The sequence below is a fragment of the Flavobacterium psychrotolerans genome, assembly GCF_003097635.1.
Classification (GTDB): Bacteria; Bacteroidota; Bacteroidia; order Flavobacteriales; family Flavobacteriaceae; genus Flavobacterium; species Flavobacterium psychrotolerans.
In genome coordinates this window covers 121,790-137,126 of the sequence record NZ_QCZI01000001.1, presented here as the reverse complement: position 1 = coordinate 137,126, position 15,337 = coordinate 121,790, and the positions used below count along the sequence as shown (strand labels likewise).

Here is a 15,337-nt window from a genome sequence, read left to right as displayed (position 1 = left end):
AATTTTAAAATTGATTGAGGCAAGTTTGTTTTTTATTAAAATTCATGTAAATCATCATTATCGTTTCATTGAAAAATGCGATTTGAATTCTTTCAAAACTCCAAACTTCAAATAGTTTATAGTGAACCAATAGTCACTGGAAGGCATGTTTTGATTGTTATAACTTCCGTCCCAACCATGCCCGGATGGTTTTATTTGACTTAACAATTTTCCGTAACGGTCAAATATATATATGGTAGCATCCATATCCTCCTTTAAGTCATAAATGTTCCAAGTGTCATTGTAACCATCGCCATTAGGGGTAAAGAATTTAGGGTAATTTACAATCAAAGCTTCTGTTACAGAATTCCCACAGCCATTTTTATCTCTAACGGTTATTGTATGAGTTCCTGATGGAACGTTTTGAAAAACGGGACTGTCTTGAAAAACACCGGAATCCAATTGGTATTCATAAAATCCTCCAACGCCATTAGCTTCTACTACTATCATTTGGTTTTCTAAAAAATAATCGGATGATGAATAGCCAATTACGGCCGGTTCAGAAGGGGATACTTCAACGGAAATAGGATCTGATACACACCCTAATTGATTGTCAGTTGCAATTAAAGTATATGTTCCGGGTAAAATGGCATTATATGTATCATTGGTTCCCATTATAACTCCGGTTTCATTGAGCCATTTAAAGGTATAGTCAACAGCACTCAAACCACTGGGAATAATATATGGATTTAATAATGTGCTAGTTTTACTGTCATAACAAATGATTCCTCCTTTTGGATTTGGCACGGGAAGTTTTTTTACAGTTATGGCAATACTTTTTATATCAAAACAATTTGGAGTTAATGTGTTGCTTACTCGTACAAAAATTGTTTTCAAGTCGGTTGAAACAATTGGGTTGATTTGCGCTATAGCATCGGCTTGTTTGGCATAATATTGAATTGTAAATTCAGCGGAAGTCTGACTTCCTAAAATAGTTGAACTAAGTGGAGTCAAATTAAAAATAGTAATTCCGTCATTGGTACCGTCATAATCACAAACAGTTGTCAAGTTACTTGGCACTGGAAAGGCAATTGGAGTGTCTACAATGGTAACAACAAAATCACTTTGATCATTACATGTTGGACTAAATGGGGATAATGAATAAATGTATATGGTTTGGAAGCTTTTTACCACTTCTCCAGAATTTAAAATGGTTCCCGTTCCGTTTGACCCTGTATAATAATTTCCAATTTTCAGTTGGGGTAATGTGTAACCTTCGCAAATAGTTATATCTGGTAGTTCATCTACGTTGAATATGGTTACTTTAAAACTTTTTTCATCTGTACAATTAGGAGTTGTTGCTGTTTGGGCATACACATAAAGCGTTTGGGTTGATGTAATGATATCTCCTTCCTTCAACAGAGTTCCAGCTCCACCAGTTTGGGTGTAATAGTCTCCTAATGCCAGTTTGGGCAATGTGTATGAATTACAAACATTAACATCGGAAACTGCGCCTATTATAGGTGATTTATTAATGGTTATAACAAAACTGTTTTCGTCTGTACAATTGATTCTCTCTCCCGATTCGGTATATATATACAACGTTTTTGTGGTTGTTATTACATCCCCAGCATGCATTATACCTGCTGTACCACTGCGTATGACATCACCTGATGAATAATCTCCGGGTTGGTCATAATAATTTCCGACTTTTAAAGCAGGTAATGTATAACTGTCACAAGCAGAAACATCTGCGGGCTGATCGGCTTCAATAGAATATAAAATAATATCAAAACTGTTCTCACTGGTACAATTTGCCGAGATTTTCGAAACGGCATAAATATATATCTTTTGTGATGTATTAATAACAGTTCCGGAAGAAAGTTTTGTGCCAGATCCTCCTGGACCAGTATAATAATCACCAACGGTCAAAGGCGTAAGTACATAATTATTGCAACTTTCAACTAGAGCTCTGGAATCTATTAATGGACTTTTGTTAATAGTGACTTTAAAACTGGATTCATTGTTACAATCAATAGAACGTTTGAAAATATATATGGTTTGACTTGATGTAATTATGTCTCCCGCCTTTAACAATGTTCCTGCACCATTAGTCTCCGTGTAGTATGCTCCTTTTGCTAGCAAAGGCAAGGTGTAATTGTCACATGCAGTAATATCATTTAGCACATCAATTTGTGGTTGTGCAATTTGTACTACAAAGTGTATCGTGTCAGTACAATTGGGTACGTTTCCATTTGGGACATAGATATATATGGTTTGTGTATCATTTATTATGGTTCCAAATGGAATTAAAGTTCCGGCACCTGAGGGCAAAGTATAGTAATTACCAATAGGTAAATCAGGTAAAGGATACCCTTCACACTGTGAAATATCTGGGGGGGTATTTATTCCTATAAAAATTTCAAAAGAAGTTTTTGAAACACAAATATTAAGAGGATCGGAAGCGTTGGTATTGTAAACATAAACGGTCTGCGAAGTTGTAATGACGGTTCCAGGGGCTAACATTGAGCCACCTCCGTTATCCTGAGTGTAATAATTACCTGCAGTCAATGGAGGAAGTCGATATGAAGTGCAATCAAATACGTTAGGATGGATGCCTACATTTTCAATTGGGATTATAGTAACTGTAAAAGGTTCGTCAATCTCACAAAATGGTTCTTCTTTAGCTTTGTAATAAAAATTGATAGTTGTTGTAGTGGTAATCACGGTGCCTTTTTTTATTTCAGTACCTTTTCCTCCGGGTAAAGTAAAATATTTACCAACTTCTAAGGCGGGTAAAGTATAATTTTCACAATGTGTGCTGCTTTTTGGGGTTAATTTTTCAGCGTCAATTATAGTGATTTTAAACGTGCTTTTGGCGGCACAACCCAAAGGACCGTCGGGTTGGTTAATTATTTGCATAGTTGTTGTTTCAAGAACAGCATCTCCGGCTAAAAATACGTTTCCTGTTTCAATATCTTTTGTAGAATAATTTCCATTAACTAACGGCATCAACAAATATTTATCACAGGCTTCCACATCCAGTAATTTATCGACTTCGGGTAATGGATTTACAATCAATTTGAAGCTAGTTGTACTAAAGCAACTTGTATCAGTTGAATTTTCAATTCTGGCATATATTATAGTACCATCAATACCGGTATAAACATTCCCTAATGGATTTGTATTTGTATTGGCATCGGATATTGAGGTGTAATAAGTTATGATGTTTGAAGTTGCTGATTGACCATTTAAAATGAATGGATTTTGTTTAGAGGGTTGAATTTGACTCGTATTTGTCCCTGCTTTTATAGCGCATTGAGTTATGTCTGGTGGTTTATTGGCAATTGGAGCAGGGGAAGTCAATAACTTGAAAGATTTTACTGTAAAACAAGAATTCGCACTATTGTTAATTCTAACATAAACAGTTTGTCCCGGAGCGCTGGTATAATTGGTTGGTAAAACGTTTATTCCAGCATTTGCATCGGGAATTGAAGCGTAGTAGTTAATCACTGTTAGTGGATCTAAACCGGTTTTTACTATTGGTGTATTCAATGACAAATCATATAAATAGGTGGGAGATCCTATGTCACATTTTGATAAATTAATTGGGTTTTTTGTAACAATCATTGGGAAATACTCAACCTTCAAGAAGTCGGTTTCCGGGGGGCAACCATTTATTTTATTTTGATAGGTAATCGAATAATTTCCGGGTTGGCTAATGGTTAGGTTTGCACCATTTCCTTTAGGAACACCATCTTTTTTCCAACTTAAAGTATAATCCGCAGGATTTAAACCAGAGGATAAAATATGGGAAGTGCCAAAACAAATGGCCGTATTGTCAGCAACAGTTAGGTCTAAGCCCAAAACATTTTGTCCAATGTTGAAAGTGTCTGAAGCTATAAATATAGCAGAATCAGATCCAGAATCTGTACGATCGGCAATAACCAGTTTAATATGGTAAGGCGTATTAGGAACTAAAGTGGCAGATGCATTTAATAATTTGGTTTGGCCATTAAAATTTGTTGCAGAACCAGCAGCAGCAGAAGCGCCATTGTAACTTCCAAAATATTGGGCATTTGCAGAAGGGCATTTAGAATTATACAAATAATCTCTAATTGTTGTAACAGATATTGGTGTAGTAGTATTTGGAACTATGGCTAAGTTTGTTGTTACGCCTGTGGCGGTGTTGGTTAGCAAGAAAGCAAAAGCATCAGAAAACTGGCATTGGAAATTTCCATATTCTTCAGAAGCAAAAAGGAATTGAAAGCTAAAAGAAGGAGAAATAGGTGTAAAATCAAATTCTAAAACGGTTGCATTAATGGAATTCATCGTAATTCCTGCTTGTGTCATGGTATTTTCTAAAGCGGAATCTCCAGGCCAATTATTAGCGCCGTCATTCAACGCTGTAAAATTAGGTCCAACGGCATTTTGTGCATTACCGGTACTCAAAATTACACCGTTTTTAATCGGAAAATTTGGATTAGTATTCTGGAAATACCCAATACCATTTGATGAGCCAAAATTAGTGCCTGTTTTAGATGTAATATTTGTTGCTGAAGCACATAATGAATTAATCAATACGGTATTCACTAATTGAGGGACAGAATACGTACTAGTATTTACTGTTATGGCCTGCGAAAAACAATTTACTGCTATTGAAAAGGCTAGTAAGAGTGATAATTTTTTCATTAAAATTTAATATTATCATAATATGATATCCTTTAATAAAACAATGTACAAAAAAACATCGATTAAATGCAAATTAAATCGAAGAAATGCGCTTCTATGCACTTAAATATGTAAAATTCTTACAAAAAAAACATTTTCTTGCAAGGAATTCATATTCAATATTATAGTGGTTCAAAAGGTTATACATTTATATTTGACAAATATATCAAACTTGTTAGATTAATATAATAAGTTATTGTTAAATGCTTTTAGCGTTCTGTAATTATTCAAAAATATTTCCATTTTTAAAATGCAATAGATATGCCTATATTTGCAGACTTAAAATCTATAATTCTATGTCTCTTTCTCAAATTCTTACCCCGCAAATAAAAAATGCAATACGTGTACTATTTGATGTTTCAATCGAAAGAATTGAATATCAAACTACCCGTAAGGAATTTGAAGGAGATATTACCATGGTACTATTTCCGCTTCTGAAACAAATCAAAAGCAATCCACTGGAATTAGGAAATAAAATTGGAAGCTTTTTAGTCGAAAACGTTGAGCAAGTTAAAAGTTTCAATGTAGTTTCCGGATTTTTGAATATTGTAATTTCGGACAGTTATTATTTGAGTTTTTTCAATGAAATTAAAGATGATGCCCAATTTGGTTTTGTAATTCCCAATCCAAATGATAAAGCGGTAATGGTTGAATATTCTTCGCCCAACACAAACAAACCGTTGCATTTAGGACATGTTCGCAACAATCTTTTAGGGTATTCCGTTGCCGAAATTATAAAAGCTTCCGGTAAAAAAGTATACAAGACCCAAATCATTAATGATAGAGGAATTCATATTTGTAAGTCGATGCTCGCTTGGCAAAAATTTGGAAACGGAGAAACTCCGCAAAGCTCTGGTTTAAAAGGGGATAAATTGGTTGGGAAATATTATGTTGCTTTTGATAAAGCCTATAAAGAAGAAATCAATCAATTAGTTATTGAAGGGAAAACAGAAGAGGAAGCCAAAAAACAAGCTCCAATTATTCTCGAAGCCCAAAAAATGCTTTTAGATTGGGAAGCGGGAGATGAAAAAGTGGTGCAACTCTGGAAAACGATGAACCAATGGGTTTATGATGGATTTGAAATCACTTATAGAAATCTTGGAGTCGATTTTGACACTTATTATTACGAGAGCAATACTTATTTATTGGGAAAAGACGTAGTGCAAATTGGTCTGGAAAAAGGCGTTTTTGAAAAAGATCCAGACGGTTCAGTTTGGATTGATTTAACGGAGGATGGTTTGGATCGAAAAATTGTACTTCGCTCTGACGGAACTGCCGTTTACATGACACAAGACATTGGAACCGCCATTCAACGTGTCAAGGATTTTCCTGATGTTGGGGGGATGGTTTACACGGTAGGAAATGAACAAGATTACCATTTTAAAGTTTTGTTTTTAATATTGAAAAAGCTTGGCTTTGATTGGTCTAAAAATCTATTTCATTTATCCTACGGCATGGTCGATTTGCCTTCCGGTAAAATGAAATCTCGTGAAGGAACCGTTGTTGATGCGGATGATTTGATGGAGGACATGACTAAAACGGCACAACAATTAGCAGAAGAATTAGGTAAACTGGAAGAATATTCTAAGGAGGAAAAAGAAAAATTGTACAAGGTCATCGGGTTAGGGGCATTGAAATATTATATTTTGAAAGTGGATCCTAAAAAAAGAATCCTCTTTAATCCGGAAGAATCAGTAGATTTTGCAGGAAATACGGGGCCTTTCATTCAATATACCTATGCAAGAATTCAGTCGATTTTAAGAAAGGTTGATTTTAATATTGATGTCACATTGAGTGCAGTCGAAGTGCACGAAAAAGAAAAAGAATTGATAAAACAAATCGAATTGTACCCTGAAGTAATTCAGAATGCTGCACAAAATCATAGTCCCGCTTTATTGGCAAATTATACCTATGACTTAGTCAAAGAATACAATTCATTTTACCAAACTGTTTCTATTTTAGGGGAAGCAGATTTGATTAAAAAAACATTTCGAGTTCAGCTATCTAAAAAAGTAAGTGATACCATTAAATCGGCGTTTCAACTATTAGGGATTGAGGTTCCGGAAAGAATGTAGGTTTTAAAAATTTACTCTGAAACTTAAATTTGGAGTTCTTAGCAATGCCAATGTTTTTACATCTTCGATAGAATTAGAAGCAGTATTTATTCTATAATACTCACTAATTTCATTTTGTTTATTTAATACATTCAATATGGAGAAACCCAACTTGTATTGAATTCCATTTTGATTTTTCCATTTGTAAGTTGTAGAAAAATTTATTTGAAAAAAAGGCTCTAAATGTTTGTTGTTTGGAGAATTATATTCAATAGTTGGATTTGAAGGATTGCTGTTATTTATTTTATCATTTACAGGAGTTGTTTCTGGTCTTCCCGAATACCATTTGGATCCCAAAGCTATTTTAAGATTATCTTTTTCATAAATACCAGCCCAAGTTATCACATGATCCATTTTGAAATTGTTTGAAAATGAGGGATGTATAAAGTTTGGGAAATAATAATTATTGTCGTTATAGGTGTAACTTATCCATGAAATAAAGTGATCTATTTTTTTTTGCAACAGAATTTCCGTCCCAAAGACTTCGTAATCCCCGTTAATTTTTTCGAATTCTAATTGATTCTGAAATCCCTGGCCGGAACTGTTTATTCCGGATACTTTTTTATAGTAATTTTCTAAAGTAATCAGCCAATTATTTTTTGCAAAAGTCAAACTAATGGATGCTTGTTTGCTCCTTTGAATTGGGATTGTAGTATTATTGGCTAATATCCAGCGTCTTTTTTCTATTCCAAAATAATCTTTCTGTAAATCAATAATCTGAAAACAATTTTGGCTTTTAAATTCCCCTAAAATCTCCAAATTTAAATATTCGAAAATTCCGTAATTAAATTGTAATCTCGGTTCAAAAAGATACCTGTTAAATTGTTCAATATAGTTAATACGTATTCCAGCATTCAAAGACACTTTAGAAATGGTATCGTTATACTTTCCTTCAAGAACGAGCGCATGGATTCTCAAAACACTTTTGTTTCTTCTGTAAAAAGACGGACTATTTACTTCATCTAAATTTGAAGCACCAATTTCGCTAAACTGATATCCATTATTGAAAGTAAATTTGGAACTGATAACATGGTGGTTTTCTAACTTAATGCCATTATCCAATATTTTATTTTCTTGTTTAACAATTTGGTTGTCTTGTATCTTATTTTTTTTGGCATCAAGTTCATATGAAGAGCTGTATGTATTGATTTTGCTCGTATTTTGGGTATTCCAATTTCGTTCCCACGAAAGATTTCCTCCATAATTTTTTTGATATAAGGTATTATTTTCCGACTGATAGTTAGAATTGATAGTATTAGTTTGATAAACGTTTAAGCGATCATTAATGGATATAAAATCGACTGTGAAATGATTTTTTAATCCTATTTTTTGAGAATATTTAACTGTAACATCAGAAAAATAAAACTTTTCATCATTTGTATAATTGACGTTTTGTTGGTTGGAAAAGTTGGAAATAGTTGTGTTTTGAAATGCCTTATCAAAATACTGTTTGTAAGTAGGGGTTTCAACTAAATCAGTTATGGATCTTCGGGCCGAAATTTCAAAAAAACCTTTTTTACTACTATAAAATTTAGAGTAAACATCCGCATTAATCAAATTTATTCCAGCACCAAAACTGTTCTTTTCAAAATCTCTCGTGTCAGATGAAATATCCACAACACTCGATACACTTTCCCCATAAAAGGCGGAAGTTCCATTTTTATATATAGAAACTGTGTGAGCCAAATTAGGATTAAAAGCTGAAATTAATCCGAAAAAATGGCCGGTTTGGTACATTTTTATTCCATTCCACAAAAACAGATTTTGGTCGTGGGTACCGCCTCTAACATTGATGTTCGCAACACTTTCATCGGCACTATTTATTCCAGGAATTTGTTGTAGAGTTTGCAAAACATCCGATTCAATTAATCCGGGTAATAGTCCAAGTTTTTTAGGTTTTATTTCATATGTGCCATTCAAAGTTTTTGATATTCCCGAGGTCAAAAAATGATTAGTTGTAATATCATCCAGTTCAGAAATTTCTTGTTCAAGATAAATGGTTATACAGTCCTGATTTTGTAAATTGGGTATTGTGATTTTAATTGTTGTGAAACCAATAAAACTTACCACAATTTCATTTGAATTTTCATTTTTCAATTCGAAATAGCCCTTCTTGTCGCTTACTGTAGTATTGCCTCTACCGATTTGAATATTTGCATTTTCAAGTGGAGAATTATCAATTCTCGAGAAAATATGCCCGCAAATTAGTGTTGAATCAGACTCGCTTTTATTAAAAACAGTAATGAATTGATTGTTTATGTTTTCAAAGGAAAGGTTGGTCTTGTTTTGAAGATAGTTTATCTTTTCATTCAAGGTCAAAGTGCTTTTTGGAGGTGGAATTATATAAGAAACAATTTCAGTATCGATATAATTAAAAATTACGTGGTGTTCTTTTTCTATGGTTTGCAAAATGGTTTTTAACGGAATTGCTTTGTCTCTTTCTTGGGCAAAAGCGCTCAAGGCAAAAACAAAGCAAATCAATAATGTATAATTCCGTTTTAAAAAAAACATTTATTTTCCTTCAAGATATATTTTATTTGTTCCAATTTTTTTTATTTCAAAATGATAGGTTGTAGCAATAATTTTAAGAGCAACATTTAAATCATCAGTAGGTATTTTTCCGGTAAATAATTCATCTGAATAATTTGGTTTTACTTCAATTGAAACATCATATTGCCTTTCAATTTCATCTATTATTCGTTGTAAATTTTCGGTATTAAATGCAATTTTGTTTTCTAGCCATTCAGGTTTAGAAACATCAATTTTTGAGTCTATTTGCCTTTCATTTTCAAAAGTTACACTTTGCCCGTAAGTCAAAAGTATTTCTTTGTCCTTATAATTTACTTTTACCCTGCCTTCAAAACAAGTCACGTCAAATCTGTTTTTTCTGGCTTTAACATTAAATTGAGTTCCTAGTACAGTTACTTTTCCCAGATTGGTTGCGACTTCAAATCGTTTGCCTTTTGCGACCCTAAAATAAGCTTCTCCATTTAACTCTAGTTTTCTGTTATTGTCCCAATTCCATTTTTTATATTCTATTTCGGAACCGGCGTTCAAAACAACTTCAGAATAATCGGGTAATGTAAAAGTAGTTTTTTTTCCGTTACCGGCACTTTGGGTTTGCGTAGTGAAATTCTGCATTACAAAGATAACACCAAGTCCAATAATTAATACCGCGGCAATTTTAAACACCCAATTTTTGTACATGGAAATTACATTCCCTTTTTTATTTTGTCTCTTAATAATACTTTCGTATAATTTTTTTTCATCAAACGGAGGTGCTTCTAGCTCATTTGAGTACTGTTTTATTCTTGCATAGGTGGTGTATTCTTTTGTGTTTTGGAAATTTATTAATTCCTCATCCGACATTTCTCCAGCTAACCATTTTGCTAATTCATATTTCTCTTCCATACTATCCTTTTATTTACGATATAAACAGATTACATCATAGAAACCCTACTTTATTTGCTCAATTTCAATTCGCAATGAAACTAATGCGCCGTGAATTCTTTTTTCAACAGCTTTTACACTAATTCCCAATATTTCAGCGATTTCTAAATATTTTTTTCCTTCTATCCGATGCAGAAGAAAAGCGGTTCTTTGACCTTCGGTTAAGTTACTGATTGCTTTGTCTAATTTGATTTTGAATTGCTCTTCTTCAAGAATAAATTCTGGATTAACACTATTTTTATCTGTGTTAACGTTATTTTTTGCATAATTCAAAACCACCTTTTGGTGTGCAATTTGGTTTAGAGTAGCATTATTGGCCACGGTATATAAAAATGATTTGGCTTTTTCTTGTGGAACATCGGCACAGTTTTCCCACAACTTAATGAAAGCATCTTGTACCATGTCATTGGCTTGTTCTTCATTTCCGAATTTAAAGTACAAATAATTGCGAACGGACTTGACATTGCTTTTGAAAAAGGTCGAAAAAATGATTTCGTTACAAATACCAATGATTTTGGTTTTATCCATTATAAGCTGTTAATTTCTCAGAGTGTGAAGTTAAAAAAAAATATTTAGTGTAGGGTTATTTAGCTTAAACTTGTTTTGTATATTGCAATAACATGGATAACGCCAATTACGGTCATGAAAAAAATACAATTTATACTCATCTTTCTTTTAGGGGCAGTCTTGTTTTCTTGTCAAAAAGAGGAAGAAAATGTGATTCAAAATCCAACGAATAGTTTAACCAAGACTTCACCATTAACATCATTGTTGTCTAGAGTTTCCCAATATCCAACCGCTTATGATAATATTATAGACGGAACAAGTTTTTGTAGTGTAAAATTGCCGGTTACTATTGTTGTTGATAATCGTCGAATTACAGTTAAATCAAAATCAGATTGTGGTTTAATTGCTGCCATTAAAGAAGAATCTGTTTTTGATGATGACAAGGTAAATTTTGTTTATCCGATAACTATGATTTATAGAGATTTTCAGCAAGTTGTAGTATTAAATGATACGCAATTAAAATATATTTTAGAAAATTACGGAGTAGCACAAAATATAAATGAAATAGATTGCATTGACTTTAATTATCCAATCATTATTAATTCATATGACAGCAATCGTCAAATTGCCAAGACTATAACTGTCCAAAGTGACTCGCAGTTGTTTAATCTTTTAGATAATGTAAATGTTACCGATTTTTTCGGACTAGTTTATCCCCTAACTGTGACCAATTTTGAAGGGCAGATTTCTACTATTTCCAATAATGATGGATTGAGTCGTGCGATAGAAAATGCAATAGTCCAGTGCGGCAATCCATCTGACATGAAATTATCTGATATTATCGTGGTTGGAACCTGGCATATTTCATATTTTTTAGATAATAATGAAGATAGAACTACGCAATTCTACGGCTATAACTTTACTTTTTCATCTGATGGTTCAGTCACAGCGGTAAAAGGGTATACAACCATTAAAGGTTCTTGGAGCTCTCTGGATTATGGGACTAAAAAGTTGAAGGTGAATTTTGCAGGTTCTATGTTTAATGAATTTAATAGGGATTGGAACGTTTCAGAATTTAACTCTAAGAGTGTTCAGTTAAAACATGTAAGTGATGAAATTCACCTTTTGTATTTTGTAAAAAACTAATTCAGATCATCCCCAAAAATCAAAATCATTTTTTGGTTTTGAGATCTAATCTTGTTATTATTACAAAAAATTACGCACCCATCAATTCAATAATCTAAAATATCTTATATATTATCTGCAAATAAGTAGTTTGAATGGGAGGAAGGTAAAAAGGTTACTTGTGTTGTTTTTGTTAGAAGAAATGGAATAAACGTTATTTTTTTCATGCCTGCATTTCTCAAGAATCAGTACAATTGGGTATTTTATGGAATTGAATCCATAGGAATATATTGAGTGCAATTAGGAATTCGAAGCTATTCGTTTTGTTGCGTATTTTAGGATTTATTTACTAATCAAGTCACAGCAATTTATAAAAAAAAACCATCAAAAATTGCTTCTTGACGGTTTCTTAAATAACTAATTCTATAATAATATTATTTTCCTTCAAGGACAAAATTAATTGCAATCTTGATGTTTTCTGCAAATTTTTCTTTTACAAGACTTGGGATCTCAATTTTATAATCTTGTGCCTTTACTGTAAAGTTGCTGATGGCATTCACTTTTCCCGCATTTAGAGCAAGAGAAATCTTCGTTTTTATTTTTTTAGTAACGCCATGGATGGTCAAATCGCCTTCCAAATCATAAACTGTTTTTGAGGAAGATAATTTTGAAGCATCAAAATTCGCTATTTTTCCTTTGAAAGTTGATTTAGGGAATTGAGAAGATTCCATGTAATTTTCATTAAAATGTTCTTCCATCAAAGGAGCTTTGAACTTAAATGCTTTTACCAAAGCCAAGGCAACAAAGTCACCCGTTGTCTCATCAAGAATACAAGAAACCGTACTATTGATTCCCGCAACCTCTACCATATTTGGAACGGAAGCATCAAATTTTATTTCTCCAGATCGAGTCATCATTTTTTGAGAGAATGTGAGGCTTCCAACAAAAAGACACATTGTTAAGACTGCAAATTTTTTCATGTTTTACTTTTTTTAATTTAGGAATCCTTGATCCGCCCAAAGTTGAATCATATCTATTGTTGCTTGAGGCATTTTCCCATCTTGAGGCATAATACCGCCACAGGCTCCGTTAATTTTACATAATAGGTTCCCATTTTGAGTGGATTCAAGTACTTGGTCGTAGTTCTCCAAGTCAGGGAATTGGGAGCCTCCTGAGTGGCAACTTGTGCATTTTGCATTAATTACGGTTTTTATGTTTTTCTCATAAGTAGGGTTAGTGACAACCCCTGAAATGTCTTGATACGTGTTTGATTCACATGAAAACATACAAGAAAACATAAATGAAGCACTTGCAAGCATTAAAAATATTTTTATTTTTTTCATATTCTTTTTTTTAAAAAACTCGATACATATTAAATCCAAAATACAGTTGTTTCTTACCATCCCATCTGCCCTCTGTATTAGAGAATAGTGTAACGTCATTCATCGGTTGACTATTAGAGAATATCAATTGAAAAACGTGTCCACCTGTTTCAATATCCAATCCTGCCGAAAGCGGATTGTGATAAGGAGAAGTAAAGCCTTCTGGTAAATTTAATCGTGCAGCATATTCTAAGTTCACGCTCAATCGTTTCGATAATTTATATCTCGCACCTGAGCCTAATAATAACAGGTCTTTTTGGTCTAATATGCCATCATATAAATTTTTGTGAACATAAATGGGAGCTAATTCAAATGAAAACGAGTCAGAAAATTTTCTGGAAACTAACAGCTGTGTGGTATAAGCTAAGCGGTTATTGAACTTTAAACCTGGAGTTAAATCATTTTTTTTAAGTTCACTATTGATGTCCATAGTGTTATAGCCAACAATTGTTACTGGAAATCCTTCTGCTTCTTGATTTGCAAATTTGTATTTTGCAGTCAATTCATATATTTTCCCGTGTGTTTGTCTGGAAGCCCCCAAAGAGAACCAATTTGTTACGCCATAGATTCCGCCAATTTTAGTATAAGCTTGGTCAAGTCCAAAAAAATTGTCCAATCCTTTTGCTAAATCTCCAAATCGGTGAGAAATTAATACATAAAATTCTCCTTTTACGGGTAATTTAGTCGATTGCATGTTGCATATTTGCAATGCTTTAAAAGCGGCAGTTTCAATTTCTTTCTTGTCTGATTTTACGGCATCTAGTTGGCTTAATAAGTCATCTTGCGCTGAGGCATAACCCACAACGAAAAAGACAAACACAAAAGATAAAAAGCTTTTTATTTTCATTTATTTTATTTTTTTAATTACAAAAACATTGGTCTAATTTTAATTCCCCCATCAAATCATCATAACCTACGATTCTACCTTTTACAGTTACGGTTTGATCTTTTTTGAAAGAAGTATTTGGGTTATTTAAAGTACAAATAATAGTGTTATCTAACGTTAATTCCGAGGCAGTTACAGCAGTTATGGTTCCTTTTATAGCTACCGCTTTTTCTAGATATTTTTTGTTGGAGGCATCAATGTTAGCTGCGAATTCACCGGAAATACTTTTTGACGAAACGGTAAAATTAGCGTCCTCAGTTGATAAATCTCTTGCGCCACCAAACATTACGTAATTATAACCTATAAGTCCAACTAGGATAACGACTAAAAGAGAAATAACAATAATTAGGGGTTTCTTTTTCATTTGTATTTAATTTAAATAAGTATTTATTTTAGTACTATTTTTTTAACGGTTTTGTCTTCTTTGTTTGAAATTTCAATGAAATACATACCTTTTGACAATTCTGACAAATCTACTGCGTTAATTGGATTATCAAGATTAGTATTTATTTCTTTTAATAATTTCGCGTTGGTATCAAAAACTCTGATTTTTGAAATTTGAATTGCGTTGTTTTTAGTGATATTAAAAATGCCGTTTGAAGGGTTTGGAGAAATGCTTATTTTGTCTAAAGAGGCGAAATCTTCTGTTCCAAGTGTAGTAAAAGTAAGTGTTTTACTTCCAAATGTTGAATGCTGACTGGACACGTTTGTTGACGGTCCTACTGCATAAATAATGTTGATGGAATTTGAAGCATAATTAAAAGTGAAATCTTTTGAGTCACTAGTACTAAAAGGTCGGGTAGCAACAACTGTTCTGGTTGTGCCCACAACTACATTGCTTACTAATGTTAAATTCTGGGTTGGATCAGTAATTGCAGCACTATGACCTCCAGGAAGAAACTGATCTAATAGTGATGTGCCATAGGTAAAACAATCCGTATTAGAAGTCATCGAAGTTGTATTAAAACCTACAGATAACCACTTGTTTGAAGGGCCTATTAGTGTTATGGTTGCAGTTGAGTTTCCTTTATGTAAGTTTATTTTTACTTTCATTGATCCAATAGTGGTTAGGGCAGTTTCTTTCTCTTGCGCATAGGACAAGTTTATTATTGTCAGCATTATTAGTAAAGAGTAGATTTTTTTCATTTTTTTTGATTTTTATT

The 15,337-nt window shown here is 33.0% G+C and carries 11 protein-coding genes; 2 read left to right on the top strand and 9 right to left on the bottom strand.

Annotation, left to right across the window (positions count from 1 at the left end; translation table 11 throughout):
• Positions 1-57 precede the first annotated feature (57 nt).
• Positions 58-4,671, bottom strand: a complete 4,614-nt coding sequence (locus tag DB895_RS00580; protein WP_116723400.1) for a T9SS type B sorting domain-containing protein — start codon at positions 4,669-4,671, stop codon at positions 58-60.
• A gap of 335 nt (positions 4,672-5,006) precedes the next feature.
• On the opposite strand from DB895_RS00580, the gene argS reads away from it, so the two are divergent.
• Positions 5,007-6,785, top strand: coding sequence for an arginine--tRNA ligase (gene argS, locus DB895_RS00575; RefSeq protein WP_116723399.1), 1,779 nt, complete (start codon positions 5,007-5,009; stop codon positions 6,783-6,785).
• A 3-nt stretch (positions 6,786-6,788) separates the two neighbouring features.
• Here the strand turns inward: argS and DB895_RS00570 are convergent, their stop codons facing one another.
• The 3 genes from DB895_RS00570 to DB895_RS00560 are packed head-to-tail and all read right to left on the bottom strand — an operon-like array spanning position 6,789 to position 10,802.
• Positions 6,789-9,335, bottom strand: coding sequence for a TonB-dependent receptor (locus tag DB895_RS00570; RefSeq protein ID WP_116723398.1), 2,547 nt, complete (start codon positions 9,333-9,335; stop codon positions 6,789-6,791).
• A complete protein-coding gene (locus tag DB895_RS00565) occupies positions 9,336-10,235 on the bottom strand; it encodes a FecR family protein (RefSeq protein WP_116723397.1) in 900 nt (299 codons plus the stop codon).
• 45 nt (positions 10,236-10,280) lie between these two features.
• Positions 10,281-10,802, bottom strand: coding sequence for an RNA polymerase sigma factor (locus DB895_RS00560; RefSeq protein WP_116723396.1), 522 nt, complete (start codon positions 10,800-10,802; stop codon positions 10,281-10,283).
• A gap of 114 nt (positions 10,803-10,916) precedes the next feature.
• Between DB895_RS00560 and DB895_RS00555 the strand changes: the two genes are divergently transcribed.
• Entirely contained in the window at positions 10,917-11,927 is a 1,011-nt protein-coding gene (locus tag DB895_RS00555) for a hypothetical protein (protein ID WP_116723395.1), read from the top strand.
• Positions 11,928-12,340: 413 nt separating this feature from the next.
• Here DB895_RS00555 and DB895_RS00550 read toward each other — a convergent pair whose 3' ends face one another.
• Genes DB895_RS00550 through DB895_RS00530 form a run of 5 tightly spaced genes read right to left on the bottom strand, consistent with a single transcriptional unit; the run spans position 12,341 to position 15,320 of the window.
• A complete protein-coding gene (locus DB895_RS00550) occupies positions 12,341-12,886 on the bottom strand; it encodes a YceI family protein (RefSeq protein WP_116723394.1) in 546 nt (181 codons plus the stop codon).
• Positions 12,887-12,898: 12 nt separating this feature from the next.
• Positions 12,899-13,225 carry a hypothetical protein gene (locus tag DB895_RS00545; protein WP_243694605.1) on the bottom strand — a complete coding sequence of 109 codons (327 nt, stop codon included), beginning with the start codon at positions 13,223-13,225 and terminating at the stop codon, positions 12,899-12,901.
• Between the two features lie 34 nt (positions 13,226-13,259).
• Positions 13,260-14,135 carry a DUF5777 family beta-barrel protein gene (locus DB895_RS00540; protein ID WP_116723392.1) on the bottom strand — a complete coding sequence of 292 codons (876 nt, stop codon included), beginning with the start codon at positions 14,133-14,135 and terminating at the stop codon, positions 13,260-13,262.
• 13 nt (positions 14,136-14,148) lie between these two features.
• Positions 14,149-14,538, bottom strand: coding sequence for an OB-fold protein (locus tag DB895_RS00535; protein WP_116723391.1), 390 nt, complete (start codon positions 14,536-14,538; stop codon positions 14,149-14,151).
• A gap of 23 nt (positions 14,539-14,561) precedes the next feature.
• Positions 14,562-15,320 (bottom strand): T9SS type A sorting domain-containing protein, encoded by a 759-nt coding sequence (locus DB895_RS00530; protein WP_116723390.1) that lies wholly within the window; start codon positions 15,318-15,320, stop codon positions 14,562-14,564.
• Positions 15,321-15,337 lie beyond the last annotated feature (17 nt).

Excerpts from the sequence above, each read along its gene's own strand:
- DB895_RS00580 (WP_116723400.1), bottom strand. The coding sequence starts at position 4,671 with ATGAAAAAATTATCACTCTTACTAGCCTTTTCAATAGCAGTAAATTGT.
- argS (WP_116723399.1), top strand. The coding sequence starts at position 5,007 with ATGTCTCTTTCTCAAATTCTTACCCCGCAAATAAAAAATGCAATACGT.
- DB895_RS00570 (WP_116723398.1), bottom strand. The coding sequence starts at position 9,335 with ATGTTTTTTTTAAAACGGAATTATACATTATTGATTTGCTTTGTTTTT.
- DB895_RS00565 (WP_116723397.1), bottom strand. The coding sequence starts at position 10,235 with ATGGAAGAGAAATATGAATTAGCAAAATGGTTAGCTGGAGAAATGTCG.
- DB895_RS00560 (WP_116723396.1), bottom strand. The coding sequence starts at position 10,802 with ATGGATAAAACCAAAATCATTGGTATTTGTAACGAAATCATTTTTTCG.
- DB895_RS00555 (WP_116723395.1), top strand. The coding sequence starts at position 10,917 with ATGAAAAAAATACAATTTATACTCATCTTTCTTTTAGGGGCAGTCTTG.
- DB895_RS00550 (WP_116723394.1), bottom strand. The coding sequence starts at position 12,886 with ATGAAAAAATTTGCAGTCTTAACAATGTGTCTTTTTGTTGGAAGCCTC.
- DB895_RS00545 (WP_243694605.1), bottom strand. The coding sequence starts at position 13,225 with ATGCTTGCAAGTGCTTCATTTATGTTTTCTTGTATGTTTTCATGTGAA.
- DB895_RS00540 (WP_116723392.1), bottom strand. The coding sequence starts at position 14,135 with ATGAAAATAAAAAGCTTTTTATCTTTTGTGTTTGTCTTTTTCGTTGTG.
- DB895_RS00535 (WP_116723391.1), bottom strand. The coding sequence starts at position 14,538 with ATGAAAAAGAAACCCCTAATTATTGTTATTTCTCTTTTAGTCGTTATC.
- DB895_RS00530 (WP_116723390.1), bottom strand. The coding sequence starts at position 15,320 with ATGAAAAAAATCTACTCTTTACTAATAATGCTGACAATAATAAACTTG.